Genomic DNA, 14390 nt, shown 5'->3' on the forward strand with positions numbered 1-14390 from the left:
CCGCCCGCCGACGACTTGGCGCCGACGGGGTCCAACACCCAGGCGAGCGTCTGGATTCGGGGTCAGTTCCCGAAGCCCGATTGCTGGTCACCCTTGTTGAGGCCGCCGGAGCTGCTGGTGCCCGAGTTGGCGAAGCCCGAGTTGGCGGTTCCGGCAGGGCTCCGGCGTTGTTGATTAGCAGGCTTGTGAGCTGGGTTGATGATCTTTGGTGCCGCGCTATTGGGGCCGGAGTGTAGGCACGGGCTATCTGGAGAACGATCGAGTTGGTTACTGTTCGTCGTTGGTCTGGAGTTGCCCGTGCCTACCGTTTCAGTATTGCCTGTGTCGTCGGTTCCAGAGGTGTTCGACCGCTGGAGTCCTGGTGAGCGCAGCGAGCTCATCGGATCGGAGTTTCTCGATGTGTTGGTCTCGGTGCCAGACCCGAGGGACCCACGCGGTCGGAGGTATTCGCTGATGGCTTTGTTGGCGATCGCGGTTCTGGCCACTGCCGCGGGGATGCGCGGCTATGCTGGTTTTGCCACATGGGCGGCCACCGCTCCCGATGATGTGTTGGCCTAATTAGGGGTCCGGTTCCGGCGGCCCAGTGAGAAGACCTTCCGCGCTGTTTTGTCTCGGCTAGACCCCGCCGACCTCAACGCCAGGATGGGCAGTTACTTCACTGCACACGTGGCCAGCAGCGACCCCAGTGGATTGGTGCCGATCGCGTTGGACGGCAAGATGCTGCGTGGTGCCTTTACGCGCCAAAGCGACAGCCACGCATCTCGTGTCGGTGTTCGCCCACCGTGCCCGATTGGTGCTCGGTCAACTCGCTGTCGCCGAGAAAAGCAATGAAATTCCCTGCGTACGTGCCCTGCTCACGCTGCTGCCGGGTAGCTTGCGGTGGCTGGTCACCGTGGATGCGATGCATACCCAGGTCGTCACCGCGAAGTTGATCTGCGCCACCTTGAAGTCGCACTACCTGATGATCGTCAAGTCCAACCAAGCCAAAATACTTGCGCGTATCACCGCGCTGCCCTGGGCCGAGGTGCCCGCAGCCGCTACCGACGACTCCCGCGGCCACGGCCGTGTCGAGACCCGCACCCTGCAAATCATCACCGCTGCACGAGGAATCGGCTTCCCCTACGCAAAACAAATCATCCGGATCACTCGTGAACGCTTGATCACCGCCACCGACCAGCGCAGCGTGGAGGTGGTCTATGCCATCTGCAGCCTGCCGTTCGAGCACGCCCGCCCTACCGCGATCATGACCTGGATGCGTCAACACTGGGGAATCGAGAACAGCCTGCACTGGATACGCGACGTCACCTTCGACGAAGACCGTCAAAGGGCACATACCGGAAACGGCGCACAGGTCCTAGCAACGCTACGCAACACCGCGATCAATCTGCACCGCCTCAACGGCGCCGACAACATCACCGAAGCCTGCCGGATCACCGCTTTGACCGCCAACCGCCGCCTAGACCTCCTCAATCCACAATTCCCCAGCTCACAAGCCTGCTAATCAACAACGCCGGAGCCCTGGCGGTTCCGGTCTGGATGAAACCGGAGTTGTCCGTGCCGGTGTTCATGACGCCCACGTTTCCGGCCCCGGTGCTATTCCAGAATCCGATGTTGAGGTTGGCCGAATTCCCGACTCCCACATCATTGGTGCCCGTGTTGAAGAAGCCGGTATTGGTGCCGCCGGTGTTCTGGAAACCCGTTTGGTTATTGCCCACATTTCCGAAACCCTCGCTCGAGGTGCCGGTGTTCTGGAAGACCGAGTTGTCGTTGCCGTCGTTGTTGAACCCCGAGTTTCCGCTGCCGGTATTCCCGAAGCCGGAGTTGGTCGCACCACTGTCGGTTGCGATACCGAAGCCGGTATTGACCTCACCGGAATTGCCGGCGCCGGTGTTCGTGCTGCCCGAGTTGAGGAACCCGGTGTTCACGCTGCCCGAGTTGAGGAACCCGGTGTTGTCCGAACCCGAGTTGCCGAAGCCCACGTTGGCACCGCCGGCGTTCTCATAGCCGACGTTTCCGGATCCCGCGTTGCCGAAGCCCATGTTGAAGCTGCCGGCGTTGCCGAGCCCGACATTGTCGTGACCGGCGTTCATGAAGCCGACGTCGCCGGCGCCGGAGTTGCCGACGCCCAAGCAGGTGTTGGCCGAGTTCGCCATGCCGGTGTTGAGCGAGGCGGCGTTGACGAACCCGGTGTTGAAACTGCCGGAGTTGCCAATGCCGGTGTTGGTGTCACCCGAGTTCCCTATGCCCCAATTTCCGTCACCGGAGTTGAAGAAGCCGACGTTGTTGTTGCCCGAGTTGAACACGCCGATGTTTCCGCTTCCGCCATTGAGTCCGTTGAAGTTGATGCCAACCTGATCGTTGCCGCTCAGCCCGATCCCAAAGTTGTTGTTGCCGGTGTTTCCGAAGCCCACGTTGCCACTGCCAAGGTTTCCGAAGCCCACGTTTTTGGCGCCCAGGTTGCCGAAACCCACGTTGCCGCTATTGGTGTTGCCGAAACCGAAGTTGTTGCTGCCGCGGTTCCCGTCACCAAAGTTGAAGCTCCCGAAATTTCCGCTACCGATGTTGTAGTTTCCGGTGTTACCGAATCCCTTGTTGCCACTGCCACTGTTCCCGCCGCCGATATTTGCGCCGCCGGTGCTTTGGTAGTTCCCGAAGCCGATATTTCCGTTTCCGCGGTTACCGCTGCCGAAGTTGTTCGACCCGATGTTCCCGCCGCCCAGATTGAAAAGCCGTTATTGCCGTTGCCGAAGTTGACGTTGCCGCCCCGGTTTCCGCTGCCGAAGTTGAAGTTTCCGATGTTGCCGCCGCCGAAGTTGAGGTTGCCCGTGTTCCCGTTGCCCAGGTTCGCGATTCCGATGTTGCCGAATCCGAGATTCCCGGCGCCGAGGTTGCCGATTGCCGCCAGCGGGCTCAGGGCAGGGACATTCTGCAGCAGCTGTTCCCACGGTGACAGCGCCGCCGCCACCGCCGACGCCCCCGAGTGGTAGCCGAACATGGCCGCGACGTCCTGCGCCCACATTTCCTCATAGGCGGCTTCGGCGGCCGCAATGGCCGGCGCGTTTTGACCGAAGATGTTCGACATCACCATCTGCACCAACGCATTTCGATTGGCCACCACCGCGGCCGGCAGCACCGTCGCCGCCCGCGCCGCCTCGAACGCGCTCGCCACCATCTTGGCCGCACCGGCCGCACCGACCGCCTGCGCCGCCGCCGCACTCAGCCAACTCGTGTAGGGCGCGACCGCAGCCGCCATTGCCGCCGATGCCGGGCCCTGCCACGCCTGCCCAACCAGCCCGGAGGTCACCGATGCGAACGAGTCCGCCGCCGACCCCAGCTCGCCGGCCAGGCCTTCCCACGCCGCCGCGGCCTGAAGCATCGGGGCAGAACCGGCGCCGGTAAACATTCGCAGGGAGTTGATCTCGGGAGGAAAAATCGAAAAGTTCATTGCCGCAGCCCTTCCCAATAGCGGTCCAGGGCTCCGGCGTTGTTGATTAGCAGGCTTGTGAGCTGGGTTGATGATCTTTGGTGCCGCGCTATTGGGGCCGGAGTGTAGGCACGGGCTATCTGGAGAACGATCGAGTTGGTTACTGTTCGTCGTTGGTCTGGAGTTGCCCGTGCCTACCGTTTCAGTATTGCCTGTGTCGTCGGTTCCAGAGGTGTTCGACCGCTGGAGTCCTGGTGAGCGCAGCGAGCTCATCGGATCGGAGTTTCTCGATGTGTTGGCCTCGGTGCCAGACCCGAGGGACCCACGCGGTCGGAGGTATTCGCTGATGGCTTTGTTGGCGATCGCGGTTCTGGCCACTGCCGCGGGGATGCGCGGCTATGCTGGTTTTGCCACATGGGCGGCCACCGCTCCCGATGATGTGTTGGCCCAATTAGGGGTCCGGTTCCGGCGGCCCAGTGAGAAGACCTTCCGCGCTGTTTTGTCTCGGCTAGACCCCGCCGACCTCAACGCCAGGATGGGCAGTTACTTCACTGCACACGTGGCCAGCAGCGACCCCAGTGGATTGGTGCCGATCGCGTTGGACGGCAAGATGCTGCGTGGTGCTTTACGCGCCAAAGCGACAGCCACGCATCTCGTGTCGGTGTTCACCCACCGTGCCCGATTGGTGCTCGGTCAACTCGCTGTCGCCGAGAAAAGCAATGAAATTCCCTGCGTACGTGCCCTGCTCACGCTGCTGCCGGGTAGCTTGCGGTGGCTGGTCACCGTGGATGCGATGCATACCCAGGTCGTCACCGCGAAGTTGATCTGCGCCACCTTGAAGTCGCACTACCTGATGATCGTCAAGTCCAACCAAGCCAAAATACTTGCGCGTATCACCGCGCTGCCCTGGGCCGAGGTGCCCACAGCCGCTACCGACGACTCCCGCGGCCACGGCCGTGTCGAGACCCGCACCCTGCAAATCATCACCGCTGCACGAGGAATCGGCTTCCCCTACGCAAAACAAATCATCCGGATCACTCGTGAACGCTTGATCACCGCCACCGACCAGCGCAGCGTGGAGGTGGTCTATGCCATCTGCAGCCTGCCGTTCGAGCACGCCCGCCCTACCGCGATCATGACCTGGATGCGTCAACACTGGGGAATCGAGAACAGCCTGCACTGGATACGCGACGTCACCTTCGACGAAGACCGTCAAAGGGCACATACCGGAAACGGCGCACAGGTCCTAGCAACGCTACGCAACACCGCCATCAATCTGCACCGCCTCAACGGCGCCGACAACATCGCCGAAGCCTGCCGGATCACCGCTTTGACCGCCAACCGCCGCCTAGACCTCCTCAATCCACAATTCCCCAGCTCACAAGCCTGCTAATCAACAACGCCGGAGCCCTGAATAGCGGTCTTAGCCAGGCTTCGAAGCTGAGCCGCCGACTCCCGGCCGCACCGAATTCGGAGCCTGCGAATATCCAAGCTCCTGGATCCAGGATCCGTGCGCTTTCCAGCAACCGGGCCGTGATTCACAGGCGGTTCCCAGCGAGCGCGATCGCCGCAAACCGCGTGCGATTCGGCCACCGCCCCGGGCTCACATCCCATACCCCTTTTGCGCAGGTGCGGCCGTTAATGGCACACTCTCCTGGTGCTCAACACGCAGCGTCGATTTTTCTACGGGTACCCGCCAGCGGTACCCGAGGCGTAGCTGCTTTCGCAGATCCCCGTGGTCCGCTTCGGCGATCGGGGCTCGTCTCTCGCGTGAGGCCTGATGCCGGATGAGATCAGAACCCCCACCTCACGAGAACGCGGAGTTAGAAATGAACACCGAAACAATCGACACTGAAGATCTCCCCAGCATTGACGAGCTGCGCGAAGAGATCGACCGGTTGGACCGCGAGATCCTGGCCGCGGTCAAGCGGCGCGCCGAGGTGTCTCAGGCGATCGGCAAGGCCCGGATGGCCTCCGGCGGCACCCGACTGGTGCACAACCGCGAGATGAAGGTCATCGAGCGCTACAGCGAGCTGGGACCCGAGGGTAAAGACCTGGCAATTCTGCTTTTGCGGTTGGGTAGAGGTCGACTCGGCCGCTAAACGGTCACTAACGCGGCTCTTTGCCGCAGATTGCGGCAATGCTGCGGTACATTTCCGCCGAAATGGATGCAGCAAAGCCGGCTGGGATTTCACGGGCGCGCCGTCTGACGTGGATGTCCGCGGCCGCCCTGCTAGTCCTGCTCGTCGCGCTGTCCTCGACTTCGGCAACCTCATCCGCGTGGTCACGCCACGGCCAACCCATCGAGTATCTGACCGTCCCGTCGCCGGCGATGCACCGCCAGGTGAAGGTGGAGTTCCAGCGCGGCGGCCCACACGCGGTGTACTTGCTCGACGGCATGCTCGCCCGCGACGACTACAACGGCTGGGACATCAACACCCCGGTGTTCGACTGGTTCGATCAGTCGGGATTGTCCGTCGTGATGCCCACGGGTGGAATGGCCAGCTTCTACTCCAACTGGTACCGGCCTGCGGTCGGCAACGGCGGCACCTGGACCTACAAGTGGGAAACGTTCCTCACCGAGGAACTGCCCGCCTGGCTGGAGAACAACAAGGGCGTCAGCCAGATGGCCAACGCGGTGGTGGGCGCGTCGATGGCCGGATCCGCGTCGCTGATCCTGGCGGCCCGCCACCCCAGCAACTTCGTCTACGCCTCGTCCATGTCGGGCTTTCTGAACTTGTCCGCGGGCAAGTGGCCGTCGCTGGTCAGTGTCGCGCAACTGGGTGCGGGTGGCTTTCACTCCGATGCCATGTGGGGCCCTGCGGAGGATCCCGCATGGGCGCAAAACGATCCGACGGTCAATGCCGCAAAGCTGGTCGCCAACAACACCCGCATCTGGGTCTATTCCGGCAACGGCACCCCCTCGGCAGAACTGGGCGGGGACAAGCCCGGGGCCAGTCTGCTGGAAAACGCCACCCGAGTGAGCAACAAGGCATTCCAGAGCAAATACAAAGCGGCCGGCGGCTACAACGGCGTATTCAATTTTCCCGACAACGGGCTACACACGTGGCAGTACTGGGGCGCGCAGTTACAGGCCATGCTGCCGGATCTACGACGTGTGCTGGGCGCGGGCTAGACGCCCCTACTAGCGCGAATCCGACCGCATTAGGGTCGAACCATGACCTCCGAGCAATCAATCCCTGACATCACCGCCACCCCGGCGTGGGAAGCCCTGCGCAAGCATCACGATCAGATCGGAGAAACCCACCTTCGGCAGATCTTCGCCGACGATCCCAATCGCGGCCACCATCTCACGGTCACCGTCGGCGACCTCTACATCGACTACAGCAAGCACCGGATCACTCGCGACACAATAAGTTTGCTGGTCGATCTGGCGCGTACGGCAAATCTGGAAGCACACCGTGACCAGATGTTCGCGGGTGCCCACATCAACACCTCAGAGGACCAGGCGGTTCTGCACACGGCGCTGCGGCTGCCCCGCGACGCCGAGTTGATCGTGGATGGCCGCAACGTGGTTGAGGACGTGCACGCGGTGCTGGACGCGATGGGCGACTTCACCGACCGGTTGCGCAGTGGGGAGTGGACCGGCGCCACCGGGAAGCGGATCAGCACCGTCGTCAACATCGGCATCGGCGGATCAGATCTGGGCCCGGTCATGGTCTACCAAGCGCTGCGCCACTACGCCGACGCCGGGATTTCAGCCCGTTTCGTCTCCAACGTAGACCCGGCCGACCTCATCGCCACGCTGGCCGACTTAGACCCGGCCACAACACTTTTCATTGTCGCGTCGAAGACGTTTTCCACCCTCGAGACGCTGACCAACGCGACCGCCGCACGGCGTTGGCTAACCGACGCACTCGGCGATGCGGCGGTGTCGCAACACTTCGTTGCGGTCTCCACCAACCGGCGTCTGGTCGACGACTTCGGAATCAACACCGACAATATGTTCGGATTCTGGGACTGGGTCGGTGGACGCTATTCGGTCGACTCCGCGATCGGACTCTCGGTGATGGCCGCGATCGGCCGGGAGGCCTTCGCCGACTTCCTATCCGGATTCCACATCGTCGACGAGCACTTCAGGACCGCTCCGCCGGAGTCCAACGCGCCTGCGCTGCTTGGGCTTATCGGGCTGTGGTACTCCAACTTCCTGGGTGCGCAGTCGCGCGCCGTGTTGCCCTACTCCAATGACCTGGCGCGATTCGCCGCCTATCTGCAGCAGTTGACCATGGAGTCCAACGGAAAATCGACCGGTGCCGACGGTACAGCAGTCACCACCAATACTGGTGAAATCTATTGGGGCGAGCCAGGAACCAACGGTCAACACGCCTTCTACCAGTTGCTGCATCAAGGCACCCGGCTGGTGCCGGCAGACTTCATCGGTTTCAGTCAGCCCATCGATGACCTGCCGACCGTCGAGGGCACCGGCAGCATGCACGACCTGTTGATGAGCAACTTCTTCGCCCAGACCCAGGTGCTGGCGTTCGGCAAGACCGCCGAGGAGATCGCCGCCGAGGGCACCCCCGCCGCGGTGGTGCCGCACAAGGTGATGCCCGGCAACCGGCCGTCGACTTCCATTCTGGCCAAACGGCTTACGCCGTCGGTGTTGGGACAGCTGATCGCCCTCTACGAACATCAGGTGTTCACCGAAGGCGTGGTGTGGGGTATCGACTCGTTCGATCAGTGGGGCGTGGAACTGGGCAAGACTCAGGCAAAGGCGTTGCTTCCGGTGATCACCAGCGATGGCTCACCGCAGCGGCAGTCGGACAGCTCCACCGACGCGTTGGTACGTCGATACCGAACCCAACGCGGACGCACCGGCTAGAGCGGTGGCGCGAGCGTGCGCAATTGTGCACAAGCGAACGGCGTGTCGCGCACAGACACGCACGCTCGCGCACCTAGGCACTAGGGGCGCGAGCAGGCGCTAGGCGAACTTCTTGGCTAGCGGCGGCGGCAGCACCCGCATCAACTGCACCAGCGGCGCCCACGGCCACCAGGGCACCGCGGCCCGGCCAGGTTCGCGTTCAATGGCGGAAACCAGCGCGTTGACACCGGTTTCGTTGTCCACCATCAACATTGTGCTGCCCGATTTCGCCGTCATCTCGGACTCGATGTAGCCCGGTTCCATCACCGAGACGGTGATCGGGCCCTTGTCGTACTCGGCGCGCAAGGACTCGCCCAACGAGCTCAGGCCGGCTTTGCTCGCTGCGTAGGCGGCTTTCACGCCCGGCACTCCCTTGCTGGCGAGCACCGAGGAGATGAGCACCAGGTGGCCAGAACCGCTCTTGTGAAACATCTCCAGCGCCGTTTCGATCTGCACCAGCGCCGCCACCAGGTTGGTCTCGATCGTCGCCTTGTTCGCCCACAGTTTGCCCGAGCCCAACGGTGCACCCTTGCCGATGCCGGCGTTGACGATGACGATGACGCGATCGATGCCGCCCAGTTCATCGCGCAACTCGGCAAATACCTTGGGCACTTGGTCGTGGTCGTTGACGTCCAGCTCGGCTATCGCGATCGTGATTTCTGGATGTTTTTGCGCGAGTTCGCTTTTCAATTCTTCGAGACGATCGGTGCGTCGCGCGCACAACGCTAGGTCGCGGCCTCGGGCAGCGAAAGCGCGGGCCATGCCCGCACCCAGCCCGGAACTGGCGCCGGTGATGAGAATTTTCTGGCGGGTCATTCGCGCAGCATATCGGCTGCCCGCCCAGCGTCGAGTTGTCGGGCCGACGGGCGGTTACCCTGCGCAGCGCCGCGATGCTCGAGCGCCACTACTTGAGTAGCCGCGACATGCGCCGGTCGGCCAGCACTTTGCCGCCGGTCTGGCAGGTCGCGCAATATTGAAATGACTTGTCCGCGAACGAAACCTCTCGCACGGTGTCCCCGCACACCCGGCACGGCAGGCCGGTGCGCGCGTGTACCCGCAGGCCGGAACGCTTCTCCCCTTTGAGCGTGGCGGCGCCCTGGCCGACGGAACGGCTGACCGCGTCGGTCAGAACGGAAACCACCGCGTCGTGCAAGGCGGCAAGTTGTTCTTCGGACAGTTTTGCGGCCGTGGCGAACGGCGAGATCTTCGCGACGTGCAGGATTTCGTCGCTGTAGGCGTTGCCGATGCCCGCGATCACCTTCTGATCGGTGATGACCGTCTTGATCCGGCCGGTGTGGGGGCCCAAGACTCCGGCCAGCTCCTCGGGCCCGAGTTCGAGCGCATCCGGTCCGAGCGTGGCGATGCCGGGCACCTGCCGCGGATCCTCGACCAGCCAGACTGCCAGGCGCTTCTGGGTCCCGGCTTCGGTGAGATCGAAGCCGGGTGCCACCCCGGGGGTGCCGAGATGGACGCGCAACGCGATCGGGCCTTTGCCTGGGCGCAATGGGGCCGCCGCCAGCTTGTCCGACCAGCGCAACCAGCCCGCCCGCGAGAGGTGCGCGATCAACCACAGCGGCCCCGCCTGCACCCCAGGGCTCCGGCGTTGTTGATTAGCAGGCTTGTGAGCTGGGTTGATGATCTTTGGTGCCGCGCTATTGGGGCCGGAGTGTAGGCACGGGCTATCTGGAGAACGATCGAGTTGGTTACTGTTCGTCGTTGGTCTGGAGTTGCCCGTGCCTACCGTTTCAGTATTGCCTGTGTCGTCGGTTCCAGAGGTGTTCGACCGCTGGAGTCCTGGTGAGCGCAGCGAGCTCATCGGATCGGAGTTTCTCGGTGTGTTGGCCTCGGTGCCAGACCCGAGGGACCCACGCGGTCGGAGGTATTCGCTGATGGCTTTGTTGGCGATCGCGGTTCTGGCCACTGCCGCGGGGATGCGCGGCTATGCTGGTTTTGCCACATGAGCGGCCACCGCTCCCGATGATGTGTTGGCCCAATTAGGGGTCCGGTTCCGGCGGCCCAGTGAGAAGACCTTCCGCGCTGTTTTGTCTCGGCTAGACCCCGCCGACCTCAACGCCAGGATGGGCAGTTACTTCACTGCACACGTGGCCAGCAGCGACCCCAGTGGATTGGTGCCGATCGCGTTGGACGGCAAGATGCTGCGTGGTGCTTTACGCGCCAAAGCGACAGCCACGCATCTCGTGTCGGTGTTCGCCCACCGTGCCCGATTGGTGCTCGGTCAACTCGCTGTCGCCGAGAAAAGCAATGAAATTCCCTGCGTACGTGCCCTGCTCACGCTGCTGCCGGGTAGCTTGCGGTGGCTGGTCACCGTGGATGCGATGCATACCCAGGTCGTCACCGCGAAGTTGATCTGCGCCACCTTGAAGTCGCACTACCTGATGATCGTCAAGTCCAACCAAGCCAAAATACTTGCGCGTATCACCGCGCTGCCCTGGGCCGAGGTGCCCACAGCCGCTACCGACGACTCCCGCGGCCACGGCCGTGTCGAGACCCGCACCCTGCAAATCATCACCGCTGCACGAGGAATCGGCTTCCCCTACGCAAAACAAATCATCCGGATCACTCGTGAACGCTTGATCACCGCCACCGACCAGCGCAGCGTGGAGGTGGTCTATGCCATCTGCAGCCTGCCGTTCGAGCACGCCCGCCCTACCGCGATCATGACCTGGATGCGTCAACACTGGGGAATCGAGAACAGCCTGCACTGGATACGCGACGTCACCTTCGACGAAGACCATCAAAGGGCACATACCGGAAACGGCGCACAGGTCCTAGCAACGCTACGCAACACCACGATCAATCTGCACCGCCTCAACGGCGCCGACAACATCACCGAAGCCTGCCGGATCACCGCTTTGACCGCCAACCGCCGCCTAGACCTCCTCAATCCACAATTCCCCAGCTCACAAGCCTGCTAATCAACAACGCCGGAGCCCTGGCCTGCACCCCCAGGTATTTTCCCCACCGGCCCGCACCGGTCACGGTCTGGCCGTGCAGGGCATTGATCGGCGGGTCGAAGGTTTTCAGCACCGACAGCGCGGCCACATCGACGCGGCCGATGGTGGTCCCGACGGCGTGCCGGCGCAGGTGGTCGACCAGCGCTTCGATCTCCGGGAGTTCGGGCACCTGTTCAGTGTGCCGATGGTCGCAACGGGGTGTCCATCCGCGCCAGGTTACCTACCCGGACCGTCGGCCCCGGCCTTGCCGAACAGCAATCCACCGTTGCCGCCAAAACCAGGGAAGCCGAATGCGGCCGCGGCACCACCGTTGCCCCCGTTGCCGATCAGAAACGCATTCCCGCCATCGCCGCCATCACCCTCGCCCGCGATGCCGAGCGAGCCGAATGACGACTGACCTGCGCCGGGGCTACCGGCGTCGGCACCGTTGCCACCGTCGCCGTAGAAAAATCCTCCGTTGCCGCCGTCGCCACCGCTACCGGCGCCGCCGCCGCTCCCGTCACTACCCACGCCATTTCCGCCGTCGCCACCGAGCGCCCCAGCACCGCCGCCGCCGAACAGCCCCGCGGAGCCGCCGGAACCGCCATCGCCCCCGGCCCCGCCGTTGGAGCTCTGACCCGTACCCACCGTGCCGCCGTTGCCGCCCAACCCTCCAGCCGCGCCGTTTCCGGCAACCCCTTGCAGCAAGCCGGCGTTGCCACCGTTACCGCCGTTACCGCCGGCCTGGCCGGGGTGGCCCGGTCCGCCTTGGACACCTTCACCACCGAGGCCTCCGTTACCGCCGTTGCCCCAGAGGCCGGCGGAGCCGCCATTGCCGCCCTTCTGGCCGACGCCGCCGGAACCGCCCCTGCCGCCGCTGCCGATCAACCAGCCGCCGTCGCCGCCGTTCTGCCCGGTTCCCGCCGCGCCGTCGGCGCCGTTGCCGATCAGCGGACGCCCGGTCAGCGCCTGCGACGGCGCATTCACCGCGTCCAGTACCGGTTGCAGCGGGGAAGCATTTGCCGCCTCGGCGCCGGTGTAGGCGCTGGCGCCGAAGTTCAGCAGCTGCACGAACTGTGCGTGAAACAGGTCCGCCTGGGTGCTCAGCGCCTGATATGCCTGAGCGTGTGCGGCGAACATTCCGGCAATGGCCGTAGACACCTCGTCGCTGCCGGCGGCCAGTATCCTCGTCGTCGGCGCGGCCGCGGCAACGCTGGCCGCATTGATCGACGAACCGATACTGGCCAAATCGGTGGCCGCAGCGGCCACGAAATCGGGTGCGGCGTAGAGAAAGGACACTTAAAGACCTCCTGTGAGATCCCGACATATCCGCGGGATTTTTCGCATTGCAGCCCGAGTCAGACGCTGCGGGCTGGGCCCGACATCGGGCTCGGCAAATACTCGTGTGTGTGGCGGGCTATGCGGGCCCCTCCAACCCGGGCAGGCCCAAGAGCAATCCGCCCGTTCCACCGGTGCCGCCGGTGCCACCCTGGTCGCTACCGGCACCGGCACCGCCGTTGCCACCGTTGCCGATCAGGAAGGCGTCGCCGCCGTCACCACCGATACCGTTGAGCGAAGGCGCCATGAAGCCGGCGGGCACATTCCCGGCCGCACCACCGTTGGCGCCGTTGCCCAAGAAGATGCCTCCCTGACCGCCGTCGCCGCCATTGCTGGTCAGGTACACGGTCCCGGTGCCGCCGCCGCTGAGCGTCCCGGGGGCCCCGGTGTTTCCACCGTTGGCGCCGTTGCCGCCGTTGCCGAACAGCAGCGCGTCGCCGCCATGGCCGCCGAACCCGCCGGGACCGGCGTCGCCGTTTTCGGTGCCGCCGCTCCCGCCGGCACCACCGCTGCCGCCGGCTCCCCCGGTGCCGCCGTTGCCGATCAGACCCGCCTGGCCGCCGGCGCCGCCCCAGCCGCCCATGCCGCCGGCACCGTTGACGGCAGATGACGTGCCGGAGTTGTCTCCGCCATTGGCGCCGTTTCCGCCGAAGCCGCCATTGCCGCCGTTGCCGTAGAAGAAGCCCGCCTTGCCACCGTTGCCGCCCTGCGCGCCATCGCCACCTATGCCGCCCTGGCTATCGTCGCCGCTCGCGGCCTGGCCGAGTCCGCCGTTGCCGCCGTTGCCGCCGCTGCTTCCGTTGCCGAACAGCCCGGAATTGCCGCCGTTACCGGCAGAGGCGGCGAAACCACCGCCTTGCGCGCCGCTGAGGACGGAGCCCCCGGCGCTCTCGAAGGTGCCACCGCTACCGCTGTTTCCGCCGTCCCCACCATTGCCGTACAGCCACCCGCTCTGACCGCCATTGCCGCCGTTGCCACCCGAGCCCGCGAGGCCGCCACTGAATGTGGCGGTGCCGCCGGTGGCGTCGCCACCGTCGCCTCCCTGACCACCAACTCCACCGTTGCCGAAGAGCAGTCCGCCCGCGCCGGCCAGGCCGCCGTTACCACCATTGCCGCCGTCGGTGCCGGTTCCGATGGCCGCGCCGCCGTCGCCGCCGTGGCCACCGATCCCGCCATTGCCGCCGAGGCCGTACAGAAATCCTCCCGCGCCCCCGATTCCCCCGTTGCCGCCGGTCAGGCCACTGTCGCCGGCGGCCCCGGACGCACCGGCGCCACCGGCACCGCCGGCACCGCCGTTGCCCAACAGCCCGGCCGACCCGCCGTTCCCGCCGGCCTGACCCGCCGCGCCGGACCCGCCGTTGCCGCCGTTGCCGAGTAGCCAGCCGCCATCACCGCCGCTTTGCCCCGTCCCGTTGATCCCGTCGGCGCCTTTGCCGATCAGCGGGCGGCCGGTCAGTTGTTGTACCGGCGCATTGACAGCGTCAAGGGCTTGTTGCAGCGGCGACACATTCGCCGCCTCGGCGCCGGTGTAGGCGCTGGCGCCGGAGTTCAGCAGCTGCACGAACTGTGCGTGAAATGTGTCCGCCTGCTGGCTGAGGGCCTGATAGGCCTGCGCGTGTGCGGCGAACATTCCCGCCACGGCTGCAGAAATCTCATCCGCCCCGGCGGCCAGTACCCCCGTCGTCGGTGCCGCCGCGGCAACGCTGGCCGCGTTGATCGACGAACCGATGCCCGCCAAATCCGTTGCTGCAGAAGCAACTAACTCGGGCGCAGCGAAGAGGTAAGATATCGA

General features: G+C 64.7%; 8 protein-coding genes and 4 pseudogenes. 6 read left to right on the forward strand and 6 right to left on the reverse strand.

Features of this window, described 5'->3' with window-relative positions:
* The first annotated feature begins 297 nt into the window (after positions 1-297).
* Positions 298-1501: pseudogene (locus CKW46_RS25105) on the forward strand (ISAs1-like element IS2404/ISMul1 family transposase).
* Here the strand turns inward: CKW46_RS25105 and CKW46_RS25110 are convergent.
* Positions 1467-3445: pseudogene (locus CKW46_RS25110) on the reverse strand (PPE domain-containing protein). The pseudogenes CKW46_RS25105 and CKW46_RS25110 overlap by 35 nt on opposite strands.
* A 169-nt stretch (positions 3446-3614) precedes the next feature.
* Between CKW46_RS25110 and CKW46_RS25115 the strand changes: the two are divergent.
* The 4 genes from CKW46_RS25115 to pgi all read left to right on the forward strand — a co-directional run bounded on the left by CKW46_RS25115 (position 3615) and on the right by pgi (position 8267).
* Positions 3615-4817, forward strand: a complete 1203-nt coding sequence (locus CKW46_RS25115; RefSeq protein WP_482053476.1) for an ISAs1-like element IS2404/ISMul1 family transposase — start codon at positions 3615-3617, stop codon at positions 4815-4817.
* A gap of 394 nt (positions 4818-5211) precedes the next feature.
* A complete protein-coding gene (locus CKW46_RS25120; protein WP_117435641.1) occupies positions 5212-5526 on the forward strand; it encodes a chorismate mutase in 315 nt (104 codons plus the stop codon).
* Between the two features lie 38 nt (positions 5527-5564).
* On the forward strand, positions 5565-6560 hold the full coding sequence (locus CKW46_RS25125) for an esterase family protein (protein ID WP_020726464.1): 996 nt from the start codon (positions 5565-5567) through the stop codon (positions 6558-6560).
* 42 nt (positions 6561-6602) lie between these two features.
* Entirely contained in the window at positions 6603-8267 is a 1665-nt protein-coding gene (gene pgi, locus CKW46_RS25130; protein ID WP_117435640.1) for a glucose-6-phosphate isomerase, read from the forward strand.
* Between the two features lie 99 nt (positions 8268-8366).
* Here pgi and CKW46_RS25135 read toward each other — a convergent pair whose 3' ends face one another.
* Together CKW46_RS25135 and CKW46_RS25140 are read right to left on the reverse strand one after the other, a co-directional pair.
* Positions 8367-9122: an SDR family oxidoreductase gene (locus CKW46_RS25135; RefSeq protein ID WP_117435639.1), complete on the reverse strand. Its 756-nt coding sequence runs from the start codon at positions 9120-9122 to the stop codon at positions 8367-8369.
* Positions 9123-9210: 88 nt separating this feature from the next.
* A complete protein-coding gene (locus CKW46_RS25140) occupies positions 9211-9678 on the reverse strand; it encodes a zinc finger domain-containing protein (RefSeq protein ID WP_180338886.1) in 468 nt (155 codons plus the stop codon).
* Between the two features lie 361 nt (positions 9679-10039).
* Between CKW46_RS25140 and CKW46_RS25145 the strand changes: the two are divergent.
* Positions 10040-11242: pseudogene (locus CKW46_RS25145) on the forward strand (ISAs1-like element IS2404/ISMul1 family transposase).
* A gap of 19 nt (positions 11243-11261) precedes the next feature.
* On the opposite strand, the pseudogene CKW46_RS25150 reads toward CKW46_RS25145, so the two are convergent.
* The 3 genes and pseudogenes from CKW46_RS25150 to CKW46_RS25160 form a co-directional block, all read right to left on the reverse strand.
* Positions 11262-11450 (reverse strand): annotated as a pseudogene (locus CKW46_RS25150) (DNA-formamidopyrimidine glycosylase family protein); the annotation flags it as partial.
* Positions 11451-11497: 47 nt separating this feature from the next.
* Positions 11498-12559 (reverse strand): PE family protein, encoded by a 1062-nt coding sequence (locus tag CKW46_RS25155; RefSeq protein WP_482052530.1) that lies wholly within the window; start codon positions 12557-12559, stop codon positions 11498-11500.
* Positions 12560-12677: 118 nt separating this feature from the next.
* Positions 12678-14387, reverse strand: a complete 1710-nt coding sequence (locus CKW46_RS25160) for a PE family protein (RefSeq protein ID WP_482053477.1) — start codon at positions 14385-14387, stop codon at positions 12678-12680.
* Between the last annotated feature and the right edge of the window lie 3 nt (positions 14388-14390).

The organism is Mycobacterium liflandii (assembly GCF_022354805.1).
Classification (GTDB): Bacteria; Actinomycetota; Actinomycetes; order Mycobacteriales; family Mycobacteriaceae; genus Mycobacterium; species Mycobacterium marinum.